Below are 12,742 nucleotides of genomic sequence, written 5' to 3'. Positions count from 1 at the left end.
AGGCACCGCGGTCACGGCTCCTCCACCCGGTAACCCGTCTCCGTGGCGACGACGTCGGCGACCTCCCCCTTGGGCCGCCCGCAGCACCGCTCACAGCCCGACCAGTGCTGTCGGCCCTCCACCGGGAGTTCGCCGCTCGCGACGGCGTCCCGCGCGTCGGACCGCACATCGGCGAGCGCCTTCTCGCATCCGGGCTGCCCGGTGCAGGCGCTGACGGTCAGCCAGGGTGAGTTCTCGTCGAAGATCAGACCCATCGGGGCGAGGACCCGGACCACCTGCTCGGCGGACCACTCGTCGAGATCGCACAGCAACACCGATTTCCACGGTGTGACGATCACCGGCTTCTCGACCGCGGCGAGGAACTCGGCCAGTCGGGCGTCGAGGATCCCGAATGCGAGACCGCCGCCGAGGGTCACGTTGCCATCCGGTTGGTCGAGCCACCCGATCGGCGGCCGATGCTCGTCGAACCCGCTCACCGGGTCGGCAATCGGTGCGAGCGTCAAGGCCGACAGGGTCCGTTCGACCCCGTCGGGGATCTCGGACAGCCGCCAGTGCTGATCGCGCAGCTCCAGGAAGACGCGGGCGGAGTCGAGGAGCACCGTCACCGATTCCGTCGTCGTGATCCGGGCGCCGGTGTCGCGACCGGCGAGAACCAGGGCGACCTCCGTCTCGCTCACCGCATGGACGCCGAAGTCGCCGCCGAGCGCCGAGACGTCGCCGCGCCCGTCGTCGAGGGTGAACAGGGTGCGGCCGGGGAGGTCCGCCAACGCCGAGTCCGCGCACAACGTCCGGTCGAGTTCGTCGACCAGATCCCTCAGGTCCGCGAGACCACCGATCCGGCCGGTCAGCGGCGAGGCGAGGATGTTGCGGACCCGTTCGTGCGTTTCCGACGGCAGGAGACCCGCGTCGGCGAGACGGCGGGCGAACTCCTGCGGCTCGCGGACCGCCCGCAGTTGCGCGTTGCCGCGGGATGTCAGTTCGATCTCGCCGTTCCCGAGGTCGCGGGCCGATTCCGCGAGGGTCTGCAGCTGGGTGGAGGTCAGCACACCTCCAGGGAGGCGGACCCGGGCGAGTGCACCGTCGGCGGCCTGGTGGACCTGCAGCGCGCCGGGGCATGCATCGGGGCGGGAACGGGAGTCGACCATGGTCCCAGGTTACGTCCGGCCCCGGGTAGCATCACCAGCACTTGCGACAGCAGGTGAGGAAGCCGGTGAAAGTCCGGTGCGGTCGCGCCACTGTGAGCCCTCCGAAACCGGTGGGCGAGCCAGACCCTCACCTGCCGTCCTCCGACCTACGGTTCCGTACAGAACCACCGCCACGGGGCGCGACACCCCCAGGAAGGCTCCACACGTGATCCTGCTGCTCTCGACCTCCGACACCGACCTGCTCAGCGCACGCGCCAGCGGGGCGGACTACCGCTGGGCCAACCCGGCACGGCTGCTGGTCGAGGAGGATCTGCCGGGACTGCTCGACGGCGCCGACCTGGTCGTGGTGCGCATCCTCGGTGGTCGTCGGGCGTGGGAAGAGGGGCTCGACGCGGTCCTGGCCAGTGGACTGCCCGTGGTGGTCCTCGGTGGCGAGCACGCCCCGGACGCCGAACTCATGGAGTGCTCGACCGTCACCGCCGGTGTCTCGGCTGAGGCACACAACTATCTCGCCGAGGGCGGCGCCGACAACCTCGCCCAGCTGCACCACTTCCTGTCCGACACCGTGCTGCTGACCGGTCACGGCTTCGAGGCGCCGGTCCACCTGCCGAGCTGGGGTGTCGCGCCGTTCGCTCCCGACGCGAACCCGGACCGCCCCACGATCGCCGTTCTCTACTACCGCGCCCAGCACCTGGCCGGGAACACCCGCTACATCGAGGCGCTGTGCGACGCCGTCGACACGGCGGGCGGCACCCCGCTGCCGATCTTCTGCGCGTCGCTGCGCACCGCCGAACCGGAGTTGCTGAACACGCTGCGCCGGGCGGACGCGATGGTGGTCACCGTGCTCGCCGCCGGCGGCACCAAGCCGGCCGGCGTCTCGGCCGGCGGCGACGACGAGGCGTGGGACGTCGCCGCGCTGGCCGCGCTGGACGTGCCGATCCTGCAGGGACTGTGCCTGACCAGCAGCCGTGAGTCGTGGGAGTCCAACGACGACGGATTGTCGCCGCTCGACGTCGCCACCCAGGTCGCGGTCCCCGAGTTCGACGGCCGGCTGATCACGGTGCCGTTCTCGTTCAAGGAGATCGACGCCGACGGTCTCTCCACCTACGTTCCCGACGCCGAGCGCGCCTCCCGGGTGGCGGGCATCGCCGTCCGGCACGCCCGACTCCGGCACATCCCCGCATCCGACCGCCGGATCGCTCTGATGCTGTCGGCGTATCCGACGAAGCACGCCCGCATCGGCAATGCCGTCGGTCTCGACACCCCGGCCAGCGCGATCAGGTTGCTCACCGAGATGCGGGCCGCTGGATACGACCTCGGCCCCGCGGACGGGCCGGATTCCGTGCCGGGTCTCGCGGCCCAGGACGGCGACGCGCTGATCCATGCCCTCATCGCCGCCGGCGGCCAGGACCCGGACTGGTTGACCGCGGAGCAGCTCGAGGGCAACCCGATCCGGATCTCCGCCGCCCGCTACCGCGAGTGGTTCTCGGCGCTGCCCGCCGATCTGCGCGAGGGTGTCGAGGAGCACTGGGGACCGGCGCCGGGCGAACTGTACGTCGACCGTTCGCAAGATCCTGCGGGTGAAATCGTGATCGCCGCAATGCAGTTCGGCAATCTCGTCCTGATGGTGCAGCCGCCGCGCGGATTCGGGGAGAAGCCGGTCGCCATCTACCACGACCCGGACCTGCCGCCGAGTCACCACTACCTCGCCGCCTACCGGTGGATCGCGGCGGACGCCGCCGCCGGCGGATTCGGCGCCGACGCCGTGGTCCATCTCGGCAAGCACGGCAATCTCGAATGGCTGCCCGGCAAGACGCTCGGCATGTCCGCGTCGTGCGGCACCGACGCCGCGCTGGGCGACCTGCCGCTGATCTACCCGTTCCTGGTCAACGATCCGGGGGAGGGCACGCAGGCCAAGCGCCGCGCCCACGCGACCCTCGTCGATCACCTGATTCCGCCGATGGCCCGCGCCGAGAGCTACGGCGACATCTCGCGACTCGAGCAGCTCCTCGACGAGCACTCGAACATCTCCGCGCTCGATCCGTCGAAGCTGCCGGCCATTCGCCAGCAGATCTGGACGCTGATGCGCGCCGCCAAGATGGACCACGACCTCGGACTCGAGGAACGGCCCGACGAGGACGTGTTCGACGACATGCTGCTGCACGTCGACGGCTGGCTGTGCGAGATCAAGGACGTCCAGATCCGTGACGGCCTCCACATCCTCGGTGCGGCCCCCCGCGACGACGCCGAGGTCGAACTGGTGCTCGCGATGCTGCGCGCCCGGCAGATGTGGGGCGGCGAACAGAACGTTCCCGGACTCCGCGAGGCGCTCGGCCTCAGCGAGGACGGCGACGAATCCCGCACCCGCGTAGACGACATCGAGCAGCAGGCGCACGCACTGGTGCAGGGCATGCACGACGCCGACTGGAATCCGGACGCCGCCGGCACCCTCACCGACGACGACACCGTCGCGAAGATCCTGCGTTTCGCTGCCACCGAGGTGGTGCCCCGGTTGCGGGAGACCGACAACGAGATCGCCCAGGTGCTGCACGCGCTCGACGGCGGTTTCATCGCCGCCGGGCCGAGCGGGTCGCCGCTGCGCGGCCTGATCAACGTGCTCCCGACGGGCCGCAACTTCTACTCCGTGGACCCGAAGGCCGTGCCGTCCCGGCTCGCCTGGGAGACCGGCCAGGCGATGGCCGAATCGTTGCTGGACCGCTACAAGTCCGATCACGGAGAGTGGCCGCGGTCGGTGGGTCTGTCCGTGTGGGGCACGTCCGCGATGCGCACGTCCGGCGACGACATCGCCGAGGTCTTCGCGCTCCTCGGTGTGCGCCCGGTGTGGGACGAGGCGAGCCGGCGCGTGGTGAACCTCGAGGTGATCGACCTCGAGGAACTGGGCCGGCCGCGCATCGACGTCACGGTCCGGATCAGCGGCTTCTTCCGTGATGCGTTCCCGCACGTCCTGGCACTGCTCGACGACGCCGTCCGGCTCGTCGCCGCGGTGGACGAACCCGCCGAAAGCAACTTCGTGCGCGCACATGCGCAGGCGGATCTCGCCGAGCACGGCGACGAACGGCGCGCGACCACCCGCATCTTCGGGTCGAAGCCGGGCACCTACGGGGCCGGACTGCTGCAGCTCATCGACTCCAAGAGCTGGCGCGGCGACGCCGACCTCGCCGACGTGTACACCACGTGGGGTGGTTTCGCGTACGGCCGCGGACTCGACGGCGCCCCCGCCGCCGACGACATGCGGACCGCCTATCGTCGAATCACCGTGGCGGCCAAGAACACCGACACCCGCGAACACGACATCGCCGACGCCGACGACTACTTCCAGTACCACGGCGGCATGGTCGCGACCGTGCGGGCGCTCACCGGGAAGTCGCCCGAGGCGTACATCGGCGACAGCACCCGGCCCGAGTCGGTGCGCACCCGAACCCTGTCGGAGGAGACGTCCCGGGTGTTCCGCGCCCGCGTCGTGAACCCGCGGTGGCTCGAGGCGATGCGCCGCCACGGCTACAAGGGTGCGTTCGAGATGGCGGCCACCGTCGACTACCTGTTCGGATACGACGCCACCACCAACGTCGTCGCCGACTGGATGTACGAGAAGCTCGCGGAGTCGTACGTGCTGGACGACCAGAACCGCAAGTTCATGGAACAGTCCAACCCGTGGGCCCTGCACGGCATCGCCGAACGCCTGCTCGAGGCGGCCGAGCGGAACATGTGGGAGCACCCCGAGCAGCAGACCCTCGACGGCCTGCGGCAGGTGTACCTCGAGACCGAAGGCGAACTCGAAGGGGACTGACGAACCGTCCGGCTCCGCGGTTCGGTCTAGCATGGGCCCGGTGACCACAGAATTCGACCGGGTGTCGGCCGCGAAATATGTCCTGCTCACCACGTTTCGGAAAGACGGCACCCCGGTGGCGACACCGCTGTGGGCCGCCGCAGACGGTGAACGCCTGCTGATGTGGACGGTCACCGACTCGTACAAGGTCAAACGCATCCGCCGCAACCCGGAGGTGACGGTGGCCGCGTGCGATGCGCGCGGCAAGCCGAAGGGACCCGAGGTTCCCGCCCGCGCCGTGATCCTCGACGCCGCCGACACCGATCACACGCGGGACGTGATCGCCCGCAAGTACGGCATCCTCGGCTGGCTCACGATGAAAGGCAGCCTCCTGCGCCGGGGAAAGACCGGAACCATCGGACTCGCCGTCACGCCCGACGACCGGTAGCCCCGGGAATCCAGGCCGGATCGAGCACCTAGGGGGCCGATGTCGCACCCTCGGGTGCGGGAAGGTCACCCCAGGGGGCCTGGTGGGGTGCGAGCACGGGGATCACGGTGGGTATGTCCCGTAGACGGGAGTATCACCGTGAACCACCACATCGCCCTGCGTCGCCGCGTTGACCGATCATCGCGATCGCGGCGCGTGAATGTTCCACGCCGGGACGCACACGCCGTCGTCATCGGCGGCAGCATCGCCGGCCTGCTCGCGTCCCGCGTCCTGGCGGACTACTTCGATACGGTCACGATATTCGAGAAGGATCACCTGGTCGACAGCGCCGAGCCGCGGATGGGAGTTCCCCAGGGCCGTCACGTCCACAGCATCTGGAAACGCGGCCTGAGCCTGATGGAGGAGTCCTTCCCCGGTCTCACCTCCGAACTGATCGAGGGAGGATCGGCAGAAGTCGAAATGACGTCGGACTTCGCCTGGTACCACCGCGGCGTGTGGAAGCTGCGGGTACCGAGCGGGATCTTCATCACCTGCCAGACCCGGCCGTTCCTCGAATGGCAGATCCGTCGGCGGGTGTGCCAGATCTCCAACATCGATCTCGTCGATCATTGCCACGTCAAGAGATTCGTCACCGACGCCACGGCGCAGCGGATCACCGGGGTGGCGGTCCAGTCGCGCCGAGCCGGCGCCACCGAGGAGACTGTGTCCGCCGACCTGGTGGTCGATGCGAGCGGTCGCGGCTCCCGGACGCCGCGCTGGCTCGAGGAGTTGGGGTACGGCCGACCCGACATGTCGGTCATCGACGTCGACGTCGGCTATGCGACACGGTTCTATGCCCGACCGCCGCACGAGGACTGCCCATGGAAGGCGCTGATCGTCGCGCCCACACCGCCGGACGGAACACGGTTGGGTGTCATCTTCCCGGTGGAGGGTCAGCGCTGGATCGTGATGCTCGGCGGCTGGAACGGTGATCACCCGCCGCGCGACGAGGACGGCCTTCTCGAGTTCGCGCGCAACCTCGAGGCGCCCGACATTTACACGTTCATGCGCGAGGCGGAGCCCCTGACACCGATCGCGGGGTACAAGTTCCGCGCCAACGTCCGCAGGCACTATGAACGGATGCGCCGTTTCCCGGGCGGTCTGATCGTGCTCGGCGACAGCCTGTGCAGCTTCAACCCGATCTACGGCCAGGGAATGACGACCAGCGCCCTCGATGCGATGACGTTGCGGGAATGTCTCGACCGGGCTGTCCACAGGGGTGAGAGTCTCGATGCGATGGCCCACCATTTCCTGAAGAGGGTGCCGAGGAGGCTCGACGCGCCGTGGAGGTTGGCCGCCGGGGAGGACATGAACTGGCCTGGAACACAGGGTGATGCGCCGTTCGGAACCCCCTTCATGAACTGGTACTTCGGACGGGTGCATGCGCTCGCCGCTCGTGATCCGCAGGTGCTGGTCCGATTCGTGCGTGTGGCGAACATGATCGATTCGCCGGTCCGGATCTTCCACCCCAGAGTCCTGGCGCCGGTCCTCACCCGATCGACGCGGGTCGCGCCGAGTCCGTGACCCCAACGCCCTCTGGGAGCGGCATCTCTCGCACGAAGGAGGTGAGCCATAGTATGCCGTCAGATACACGCCATTCGGACTGGCGTCCCTATGCCGTCGCTCATGTTGCGGTCGCCTTCGACGGGGCCACGACGGGCGTCCACCCCTGTCTTCCCGGCGCGCATCAATCGTCTGTGGCACGGAACTGCACCAGCGGCGATCCGGTTCGACCTCATCGCGAGCCGTGCCTTCGACGACGGCGTCGTCTGGCTCCGTTACCAGCCCGTGCGATAAGGCAGCGTGGTCGGATCTTCGTGGAATGGTATGTGGTACTGCATCTTCGGTGAACGGTCAGGCGAGTGCGCGGAGGTGCTCGGCGATCATGCGCTGGGCGGTCTCCGGGGTGTCGGTGTCGCCGAGCAGGACGTGCATCGCCGCGCCGTCGACGAGTGCGTGCAGGCGCATCGCCTCGGTGTCGACGTCGATGTCGGGTGCGAGCAGGCCCCGCCTGGCGAGGCCGGTCAGGATCGCGGCGCATGCACCACGGAGCTGCCGTTGGGCGTCGAGGGCGATGTCTTTCAGTAGGGGATGGGCGGGGCTTTCCGCGACGAGGGCCAAGTTCACTTCCATCTCGCAGCGTCGGCGATCGTCGAGCGGGAGGACCTCGTCCAGCACCGCGAGGGCGCGCTGCCACGGGTCGGTGATCGAGGCGTGAGCCTGCGCTCGCTCGCGGACACGCGTCGCGACGAGTCGCATCGAATAGGCGAGGAGTTCGGCCTTGCTGGCGAACACGTGTCGAAGCGATCCGCTCGAGATTCCGGCCTCGGCGGCCACATCGCGTACGGATACCGCACCGATGCCCTCGCGTTGGATCACCCGCCACACGGCCTCGGCGATCTCCTGCTGCCTTCGGTCGTGGTCGATGAGCTTCGGCACCCCGCCATGGTAACACGGTCGTGCTAGCATGAGCGTTTGTTGGCACGATCGTACTAACAAATACCGGAGGGCGGAAGGCATGACGTCGCAACTGTCGAGTTCCCACCGCTACGCCGCGCTCGACGTCATGCGCGGTGCAGCCATCTTGGGCACTCTCGCCACCAACATCTGGATCTTCACCAACGTCGAGGGTCTGGTGGGGTACGTCAACGGCACCGGAAAGGCCACCGGCGGATGGGCCCCGGTGCAGGTGGTTCTGCAGCAGTTCGCGCAGGGCAAGTTCCTCGGCCTGCTCACCGTCATGTTCGGCATCGGACTGGTCATCCAGCAGCGTTCCGCGCAGCGACGTGGCGCTCGGTGGCCGGGCGGCTACCCGTGGCGCGCGGGGCTGCTGATGCTCGACGGAGCACTGCATTTTCTGCTGTTCACCGAGTTCGACGTGCTGACCGGATACGCCCTCACCGGATTGATCGTCGCCTTCATCCTGACCACAGGCATTCGCGCGCAACGCGTCTGGGTGGCGTGCGCGGTGACCGTCCACGCGGCGATGCTGGGCCTCGTCGTCGCGGCATTGTCCTCGGCGCCCACGAGGGAGCCGCACCCACTGTCACCGAACCCCTATGCGGATGGCAGCTTCTGGGATCTCGTCGTCTTCCGTGCCGACCACGTGTTGCTGTTCCGGCTCGAGGTGCTCTTCATCCTGCCGCTGTCGATCGCCCTGTTCCTCGTCGGCGCCCACCTCTACGGTGCGCGCGTCCTCGACCCGGACCGCGGTGCCTTGCGCCGCCGCCTGATGATCGCGGGCCTGGCAATCGCACTTCCACTGGACTTCGCGCTCGGATTCTTCGGCGGAGACGCAGGCCTGATCCTCGGCAGGTACGGGACCGCTCCGGTGGTGGCGCTGGGGCTCCTCGCCGCGATCGCACACCGCTACGCCGACGGACGCGAACCCGGCCCGGCCGGTCGGGCGCTCTCGGGAGTCGGCCGCACTGCGCTCAGTTGCTACGTGCTGCAGAACATCCTGTGCTCGATCGTCTGCTACGGCTGGGGATTCGGTCTCGCGGCCCGGTTGACCGGCGCCACCGTCGTTCCGGCGACCGTCGCGTTGTTCGGTGCCGTTTCGACAACCCTGATCGTCGTGTCACGCCTGTGGTTGCGGCGGTTCGATCGGGGGCCGCTCGAATGGCTCACGCACCGGGGCTACCAGCGTCTCACCCGGGCGGACAGGGACGGTGTCACCGCGCCAGCAGTGTCGTCCATTCCGTGAACTCGAGGGCGTACGACGGTGCGGGCGTCGTCACCGAGGGGCACGGCTGCCGCCGGGTCGCCAACTCCACCAACGACTTCGCTGCCCGCATCACGCTGACGTGGTGATGTCGGGAGACGTCGAGCAACTCCTCGAACGCCTCGGCGTCGCCGTAACCGCGGGAAGCGATGAGAATGCCTTTCGCGGTGGCGAGAACCTCGCGTCCGTCGGGGTGACGGTGCGGAATCGAATGTGCAGGCGGTGCCGCCTCGAGTACGTCGTTCGACACTGTGATCTCCTTGATTGTCGTGCGTCGCTGATGTGTCGGCGCGGTCATACCGCCGCCACCATCAGGGCCGTGGCGAGGACGACGATCAGTCCCCCCGTCGCGGCGGCGAGAACGGAACCGGTGATGATGCCGATCCCGGCGGCGCAGACGAGGCAGACGAACGTCGTCAGTGCCACGTCGGCGAGAGCGAACCTTCTCGTGACCTTGGTGTGGCCCTGGAGCAGTTCGCGGGTGGTGGTATCGGAGTGCATGAAACCTCCTGGTCAGATGTACAAGGGACGCACTCGGCGCATGCACCGGCCACGCGGCGCTACGGTGAGTTTCGGCCCCGTTCTCTGGAGACCTGAATATGACATGCGCGGCGAAACTGCTCCGGAGTGAGCAATCTCATATGCGCGATGTCTGCAGCATTTATAACGGAAACGGCACGGGCTGTCACCTAGACGAGCGTCCGCATAGAATCCGCGCCTCAGAGCGCCTTGCTGACCGACGACATGTGGAAGTCCGGGACACGCAACGGTGGCATCGCGGTTCGGGTGAACCAGTCCTTCCATTCCCGGGGCAGCGTCCGCTCGGTGGCTCCGCCCTGGGTGACCCTCCGCAGCAGGTCGAGGGGGCTCTCGTTGAACCGGAAGTTGTTCACGGCACCGGTGACCTTCCCGTTCTCGACGAGGTAGACGCCGTCCCGCGTCAATCCCGTGAGCAGCAGGGTGGCGGGGTCGACTTCCCGGATGTACCAGAGGGTGGTCAGCAGCAGTCCTCGTTCGGTCTCGGCCACCATCTGGTCGAGTGACACCGAGCCGCCGGTGTCGAGGATCAGGTTGTCACCGGGCACGGTCACGTCGGCGCCGAACTCCTTCGCCGCCGCCCGCGGGTACGCGAGCGCGTTGACCGTGCCGTCACGGATCCAGTCGACCCGGCCCGCGTCCATCCCGTTGTCGAAGACGGACACGGATTCGGACGACGACCCGGTGACGACGAACGGCGTATATTCCACGCCGAGCGCGGCCGGATCGGAATAGAGGGTGAGCGGGAGCGCACTCAGCTTCTCCCCGATACGGGTGCCTCCGGGCGCCGACAGGGCGGAGTGCCCCTCTTCCGCGGCCCGGCCCTCCATGGTCCACATGAGGTAGATCATGAGGTCCGCGACCGCGGACGGCGGCAGGATCGTCTCGTAACGGCCCGCGGGCAACTCCACCCGGTTGCCGGCCCAGTCGAGGCGTGTCGACAGGTCCTGGAGCAACTTCACGCTGGCCACATCCGTGAAGTCCTTGGTGCTGGTGCCCACCCAGGCGCTGGCGTCGCCGCGTTTGCCGTTGATCTCCACCGACCCGGTCGGCTGGGCGAATCGGCGCCGGATCCCGGTCGACGTGCCCAGCCACGTGGTGTGCAGCTGGTGGTGGGCGAAACCGTAGAGCTGGTCGCTGCCGTCGAAGCCCATGCTCAGATCCTGGGCGAGCTGCTCGAACGCGCCGATCTCGGTGCGCTCCGCCGAATCGTCCCACCGCTCATCGGTGTCGGTGCCGGTGAGCAGCGGCATCGCGTCGGACGCGGGTGTGGCTGCGCGGGCCGCGATTTCGGCCGAACGGACCACTCCGTCGATGTCGGCGGCGTCGACGGACGCGGACGTGACGATGCCGACCTTCGCGTCCTCGCCGGCCCGGACGATCGAGATGACCGTCCAGCTGCGCGACGTGGACACGCCGTTGGTGGTCATCGAGTTGCCCGCCCACCGCAGGGACGCCTCGCTGGCATCGGTGACGATCACGATGGTTTCGTCCACGGTGGCCCGGGCCAGGACCTGCTCGACGAGTTGCTGCGGTGCGATCATCGGCCGCCTTCCGTCCGAGTGTTCAGTACGTTGACGCCGCGGAAGAGTGCCGACGGGCAGCCGTGGCTGACCGCCGCCACCTGGCCGGGTTGCGCCTTGCCGCAGTTGAAGGCGCCGCCGAGCTGCCAGGTGGAGCGTCCGCCGACGGCGTCCATCGAGCCCCAGAAGTCCGTGGTCGTCGCCTGGTACGCGACGTCGCGGAGTTGTCCGTCGATTTTCCCGCCGCGGATGCGGTAGAACCGCTGACCGGTGAACTGGAAGTTGTAGCGCTGCATGTCGATCGACCAGGATTTGTCGCCGACGACGTAGATGCCGTCCTCCACGCCGGAGATCAGGTCGTCGGTGCTGCGATCGGTGTCGGGATCGGGCTGCAACGACACGTTGGCCATCCGCTGGATGGGGACGTGGTGCGGCGAGTCGGCGTACGAGCAGCCGTTGGAACGCTCCAGCCCGAGCCGGGGCGCGAACGCCCGGTCGAGTTGGTAGCCGACGAGAATCCCGTCGGCCACCAGGTCCCAGGACTGTGTTTCGACTCCTTCGTCGTCGTAGCCGACCGTCGCGAGACCGTGCCGTTCGGTCCGGTCCGCGGTCACGTGCATGATCGGCGTCCCGTAGCGCAGCGTGCCGAGTTTGTCGGGAGTGGCGAACGACGTGCCGGCATACGCGGCCTCGTAGCCGATGGCGCGGTCGTACTCGGTGGCGTGCCCGATGGATTCGTGGATGGTCAGCCACAGGTTGGTCGGGTCGATCACCAGGTCGGTGGGACCGGCCACCACAGTGGGGGCCTTCACCTTCTCGGCCAGCAGGTCCGGGATCCGGGCGAGTTCGTCGGTCCAGTTCCACACCCCGTCTCCGGCGACGTATTCCCATCCGCGTCCGACGGGGGGAGCGAGGGTGCGCATCGTCTCGAACACACCGGCCGACTGGTCGACGGTGGTGGCTTCGAGTTGCGGATGCAACCGCACCCGCTGCTGCACGATGGACGATCCGGCGAGATCGGCGTAGAACGTCTGTTCCTTCACCTGCAGGCATCCGGCGGTGACGTGGTCGACGCCGTCGGACGCGAGGAGCCTGCGGGAGTATTCACCGAGCAACGAGATCTTGTCGGAGGCCGGAACTTCGAACGGATCGACGCCGTAATCGGACACCCAGTGGACATCGGTGTGCACCGGCTCGTCGGCGAGTTCGACGTGCTCCCGATTCAGTCCACGCAACGCCCGGGCGACCGCGACAGCCTGTTCCGCGGTCGCGGCGGCGGTCGCCGGTGTCAGCTCGGCATGCGAGGCGAAACCCCAGGTGCCGTCGACGACGACCCGCACCGCGAAGCCGAGTTCGTTGGTGTCCACCGCCGACTGCACCTCGCCGTCGCGCAGCCGCAGCGACTGGCTGGTCAGGCGATGCACCCGCAGGTCGGCGTGCGACGCGCCCGCCGCACGGGCAGCGGTGAGCGCCGCGTCCGCCAGCGAACGCAGGGGGAGGGCAAGGAATTCCGGATCAACCTGTCGTGGAGCCGTCACC

The 12,742-nt window shown here is 68.4% G+C and carries 10 protein-coding genes and 1 riboswitch; of the genes, 4 read left to right on the top strand and 6 right to left on the bottom strand.

Going from position 1 to position 12,742, the window contains the following annotated elements; genetic code table 11:
• Nucleotides 1-11 precede the first annotated feature (11 nt).
• Nucleotides 12-1,145 carry a precorrin-3B synthase gene (cobG, locus tag DTA22_RS00840; RefSeq protein ID WP_112298219.1) on the bottom strand — a complete coding sequence of 378 codons (1,134 nt, stop codon included), beginning with the start codon at nucleotides 1,143-1,145 and terminating at the stop codon, nucleotides 12-14.
• A 34-nt stretch (nucleotides 1,146-1,179) separates the two neighbouring features.
• Nucleotides 1,180-1,294: riboswitch (cobalamin riboswitch) on the top strand.
• 56 nt (nucleotides 1,295-1,350) lie between these two features.
• Here cobG and cobN point away from each other — a divergent pair.
• From cobN to DTA22_RS00825, 3 genes are all read left to right on the top strand, one after another.
• Nucleotides 1,351-4,953, top strand: a complete 3,603-nt coding sequence (cobN, locus tag DTA22_RS00835) for a cobaltochelatase subunit CobN (protein WP_112298218.1) — start codon at nucleotides 1,351-1,353, stop codon at nucleotides 4,951-4,953.
• A gap of 31 nt (nucleotides 4,954-4,984) precedes the next feature.
• Nucleotides 4,985-5,380, top strand: a complete 396-nt coding sequence (locus DTA22_RS00830) for a PPOX class F420-dependent oxidoreductase (protein WP_037233726.1) — start codon at nucleotides 4,985-4,987, stop codon at nucleotides 5,378-5,380.
• 195 nt (nucleotides 5,381-5,575) lie between these two features.
• Nucleotides 5,576-6,943, top strand: a complete 1,368-nt coding sequence (locus DTA22_RS00825; protein WP_112298217.1) for an FAD-dependent oxidoreductase — start codon at nucleotides 5,576-5,578, stop codon at nucleotides 6,941-6,943.
• A 330-nt stretch (nucleotides 6,944-7,273) separates the two neighbouring features.
• Here DTA22_RS00825 and DTA22_RS00815 read toward each other — a convergent pair whose 3' ends face one another.
• Entirely contained in the window at nucleotides 7,274-7,858 is a 585-nt protein-coding gene (locus DTA22_RS00815; protein WP_112298216.1) for a TetR/AcrR family transcriptional regulator, read from the bottom strand.
• Between the two features lie 79 nt (nucleotides 7,859-7,937).
• Here DTA22_RS00815 and DTA22_RS00810 point away from each other — a divergent pair, with 79 nt between their 5' ends.
• Complete coding sequence (locus DTA22_RS00810) at nucleotides 7,938-9,125, top strand: DUF418 domain-containing protein (RefSeq protein ID WP_112298215.1); 1,188 nt, start codon at nucleotides 7,938-7,940, stop codon at nucleotides 9,123-9,125.
• Here the strand turns inward: DTA22_RS00810 and DTA22_RS00805 are convergent.
• The 4 genes from DTA22_RS00805 to DTA22_RS00790 all read right to left on the bottom strand — a co-directional run bounded on the left by DTA22_RS00805 (nucleotide 9,094) and on the right by DTA22_RS00790 (nucleotide 12,741).
• The gene (locus tag DTA22_RS00805) at nucleotides 9,094-9,441 is read right to left on the bottom strand and encodes an ANTAR domain-containing protein (RefSeq protein ID WP_112298214.1); all 348 of its coding nucleotides are present in this window, start codon (nucleotides 9,439-9,441) and stop codon (nucleotides 9,094-9,096) included. The genes DTA22_RS00810 and DTA22_RS00805 overlap by 32 nt on opposite strands.
• A complete protein-coding gene (locus tag DTA22_RS00800; RefSeq protein WP_037233708.1) occupies nucleotides 9,438-9,644 on the bottom strand; it encodes a hypothetical protein in 207 nt (68 codons plus the stop codon). Before DTA22_RS00800 ends, DTA22_RS00805 begins: the two co-directional genes overlap by 4 nt.
• Before the next feature lie 218 nt (nucleotides 9,645-9,862).
• The gene (locus tag DTA22_RS00795; RefSeq protein ID WP_112298213.1) at nucleotides 9,863-11,224 is read right to left on the bottom strand and encodes a metallopeptidase TldD-related protein; all 1,362 of its coding nucleotides are present in this window, start codon (nucleotides 11,222-11,224) and stop codon (nucleotides 9,863-9,865) included.
• Entirely contained in the window at nucleotides 11,221-12,741 is a 1,521-nt protein-coding gene (locus DTA22_RS00790) for a TldD/PmbA family protein (protein WP_112298829.1), read from the bottom strand. Before DTA22_RS00790 ends, DTA22_RS00795 begins: the two co-directional genes overlap by 4 nt.
• Nucleotide 12,742 lies beyond the last annotated feature (1 nt).

This window comes from Rhodococcus wratislaviensis (assembly GCF_900455735.1).
Taxonomy (GTDB): domain Bacteria; phylum Actinomycetota; class Actinomycetes; order Mycobacteriales; family Mycobacteriaceae; genus Rhodococcus_F; species Rhodococcus_F wratislaviensis.
The sequence above is the reverse complement of the archived record's forward strand: the minus strand, read 5'-3'. Positions and strand labels throughout refer to the sequence as shown.

Bases quoted from the DNA above. Each gene is read 5' to 3' on its own strand.
- DTA22_RS00830 (WP_037233726.1), top strand. From the start codon at position 4,985: ATGGGCCCGGTGACCACAGAATTCGACCGGGTGTCGGCCGCGAAATAT.
- DTA22_RS00795 (WP_112298213.1), bottom strand. From the start codon at position 11,224: ATGATCGCACCGCAGCAACTCGTCGAGCAGGTCCTGGCCCGGGCCACC.
- DTA22_RS00800 (WP_037233708.1), bottom strand. From the start codon at position 9,644: ATGCACTCCGATACCACCACCCGCGAACTGCTCCAGGGCCACACCAAG.
- DTA22_RS00805 (WP_112298214.1), bottom strand. From the start codon at position 9,441: ATGACCGCGCCGACACATCAGCGACGCACGACAATCAAGGAGATCACA.
- DTA22_RS00810 (WP_112298215.1), top strand. From the start codon at position 7,938: ATGACGTCGCAACTGTCGAGTTCCCACCGCTACGCCGCGCTCGACGTC.
- cobG (WP_112298219.1), bottom strand. From the start codon at position 1,145: ATGGTCGACTCCCGTTCCCGCCCCGATGCATGCCCCGGCGCGCTGCAG.